Source organism: Falsiroseomonas sp. E2-1-a20, assembly GCF_051433195.1.
Taxonomy (GTDB): domain Bacteria; phylum Pseudomonadota; class Alphaproteobacteria; order Acetobacterales; family Acetobacteraceae; genus Falsiroseomonas.
Map to the genome: position 1 here is coordinate 1 of NZ_JBHMFT010000119.1, position 3,072 is coordinate 3,072.

The 3,072-nt window shown below is 66.8% G+C and carries 1 protein-coding gene; it reads right to left on the reverse strand.

Going from position 1 to position 3,072, the window contains the following annotated elements:
• Positions 1 to 2,830: carbohydrate-binding domain-containing protein (locus ACFHPP_RS30715; protein WP_437167027.1), on the reverse strand; the 2,830-nt coding region annotated here is incomplete at its 3' end.
• Between the last annotated feature and the right edge of the window lie 242 nt (positions 2,831 to 3,072).

The window sequence follows — 3,072 nt, forward strand, 5'->3', positions numbered from 1 at the left end:
CGGGTGCGGCGGCCGCCTTGAACTCGAACTTGGCGGTGCCGTTGATCAGCAGGTCGGACGACTTCTTCAGGTCGATGTCGTTGAGGATCAGCTTCTCGACATACAGGTTGCGGTCGGTCTTCGCGGTGCCGCCCCAGAGGTCGTTCAGGAAGGTGACGCCCAGCTTGTGCACCTTGTCGTTGAAGTCGCCCGTCAACGTGATGATGTCCATCTCGCCCTTGGCGGCGGAGGCCTTCGCGACGCGCTCGCCGCCCATCTGCTTGCCGTCCAGCGTGATGGTGTAGCGCGCATCACCCTGCCAGGCGTCCTGCGCGATGCCGATCTTCAACACGTCCAGCTTCACCGGTGCTGGCGCGGGCGTGGGTGCAGGTGCCGGCACCGGGGCCGGTGTCGGGGCCGGTGTCGGGGCCGGTGTGGGGACCGGGACCGGCGTGGGCGCCGGCTCCCCCGCCAGCTTGAACGTCGCCGTCCCCGCACTCAGCAGCGCCTGCTTCTGGCCGGTCGCGACGCCATCGACCAGCACGGCCTCGACATACAGGTTGCGGTCGGTCGTCGCGGTGCCGCCCCAGGCGTCGTTGGTGAACTGCACCGTGATCACGTGATCGACATCCGCGGCATGGTTGCCGAGCTGCACCACCTGGCCGCCCTTGGCATGCGGCGTCGAGATTTCCCCGCGGAACACCTCCCGCCCATCCACCTTCACCACGGCGATGGGATTGCCCTGCCAGGAGTCGGCGCCGAGCTTCACGGCCAGCGCCTCCGTCTTGGCGGGCGTGGGCGTGGGCGCGGGCGGGGCGACCACCACCGGCGGCGGCGTGACCGGGGCGGGGGCCGGGGCGGGCGGGGCCACCACCACCGGCACCTGCTGCGTCGGGCTCGTGCCCGGCGCGGCCAGCGCATAGGTCGGGTCCTTGGCGAAGGTCGCGGCGCTGGTCAGCGGCGGGGCTTCCTTGATCAGCGTCTCATAGGCTGATTTGGCGGCCGGGTTGCCGGTCAGCTCGTAGATGCCGGACAGGGTCGCCAGCGCCAGCTGGCCATAGTCGCCCTGGGTCTTGGACCAGGTGGTGTCGCCGTTGCTGAGGTTGTTGGAGACGGTCTTCGCGCCGATCTCCTCCCACGTCTTGTAGATGCGGCCGGTGGACTTGTCGCTGATGGCGATCAGGTAGGCTGCGCCGTCGCGCATCTCGAAGCCTTCATCCTCCGCGTGGAATCGGCCGACGAGGAAGTTGGACTGCCAGTCGAGCAGGGTGCGCGCATCCGCATTGCCGTTGCGCGCCGCGGCGATGACGGTGGAGGCGAAGTAGTCCTGCTGCCAGGGCGGCAGCACGCCGGCATAGCCGTAGATGCCGGGGATCCAGCCATGCGCCTCGCCCTGCGCCGCCGTCCATTCCGGAATCTTGGAGACCATCCACTTGTAGTTGGCGTCCGAGACGGATTGGAAGAACGCCTTCTCCTTGCTGCCGTCCGGGCTGGTCAGTGCCGCCTGGTCCACCTCGCGCAGCGCCCAGGCGGCGCCGCGGACCTGGTTTTCCTGCACCAGCAGGTCGCTGCCGTTGTTGCGCATGGCCGGCCAGATGTTCATGACGTTCCACGCGGCCTGCGCCTGCAGATTGTCCAGCATCCAGCGTTCGCCGGTCATGATGTAGGGCACGTAGGACAGGTTCGGCTGGTGGGAGATGTCGAGCGTCCAGCCAGTGTCGCCGCTCTGCTGCTGGGTCAGGCCACCGGAATTGGCGTCGCCCGGCGTTCCCTTGCCGCCGCGACCATCGACCCAGAGCTTCGGATAGTTGTCGGTGTTCAGCCAAGTGTCGTTCGCCGTGTCCCAGAAATGCCAGGGGATGGACGACGCGGCCTCGGCCTGGCCCAGCGCGTAGCCAGCGGCGCGGGCGTCCTGGCTGATCAGCCAGGCGGTGTTCGGCTCGGTCGTGATGCCGATGTCGTCGCGCCCGCCGGTCATCGGCATGTACTTGGTCACGCCATTGCCGGCGAGCGGCGCGTCCCAGCCGGCGTCGGCTGTCGTCTTCGCGTAGTTCGCCAGGATGTTGGCGTCGATCTTGATGCCGAGGTCGTAGTTGGCGACCGCACCGGCATCCTGCAGGTGGGCGATGTCGTGCACGATGTTCAACCAGCCCGCGGAGGGCTTGCCGGTACCCTGGCCGCCGTCGACGCCGTTGGAATAGCTCTCGTGCCAGTTCTGGTACTGCGCCTGGTTCAGCGTGGTGCTGGTCAGCACCTTGCCGTCCATGGTCACGGTCAGCGGCGTGCTGACGCGGCCGCCGGTGGCCCCCATGGCACCGTCGTTGTTGAACTGCGCTTCCACCGAGAAGCCGCCGCCCTTGAAGACGGTCACGTCGAACAGCATGCGCTGCGAACCGGGAAGGTCGATCTCGACCCGCGCCTCCGTCGCCAGCGCGCCCTTCTGCCAGAAGCTGGCCGAGCCATCCTTCAGCGCGGCGTTCAGCGCGGAGATCACGTCGATCTTGGTGGCGCCGGCCTGCACCACGAAGGAATGGCCGGCCAGGCCCTTGGCGAGGTCCAGCGCCGCCGGGGCCGCCGCCGCCGGGCCCTTGGACAGCACCAGGTCGAAGGTTTCGCCGGCTGCCAGCGCCGGGCGCTGCACGGCCAGCACCGCCATCTTCACGGACCCGTCCTCGTAGCGGGTCTTCACATCCATCTGGATCGGCACGCTGGTCGCGCCGTCCTTCGCCACGAGCGATGCGCCGGAGGGGATCTCGCCGCGTTGGAACACCTGGCCGAAGGTGGCGATACCGGCGGCCAGCGTCGCTGCACCGGCATTCTGGAGCGCGATATCGTGGGTTGTGATGGTCATCTGCAACTCCCCCGACGCGACATCTGGTCGCGAAACTGTGACCGGAAGTTGCATCATAAATCCGCGAGCGTCGACTCGTTTGACCTAGAGTCTGGCGTCTTGACTGTAAGGTTAAGTCAGGGCATCTGCTCGCGGTGATGTGAAGGCTATGAACTGTAAGGTTTTGTATGTAATTATATCTGTTTTGCATCTATTTACGTACAAGTTACTCCTGTTGTTGGTCGCTTGAATGCCGTCCTGGC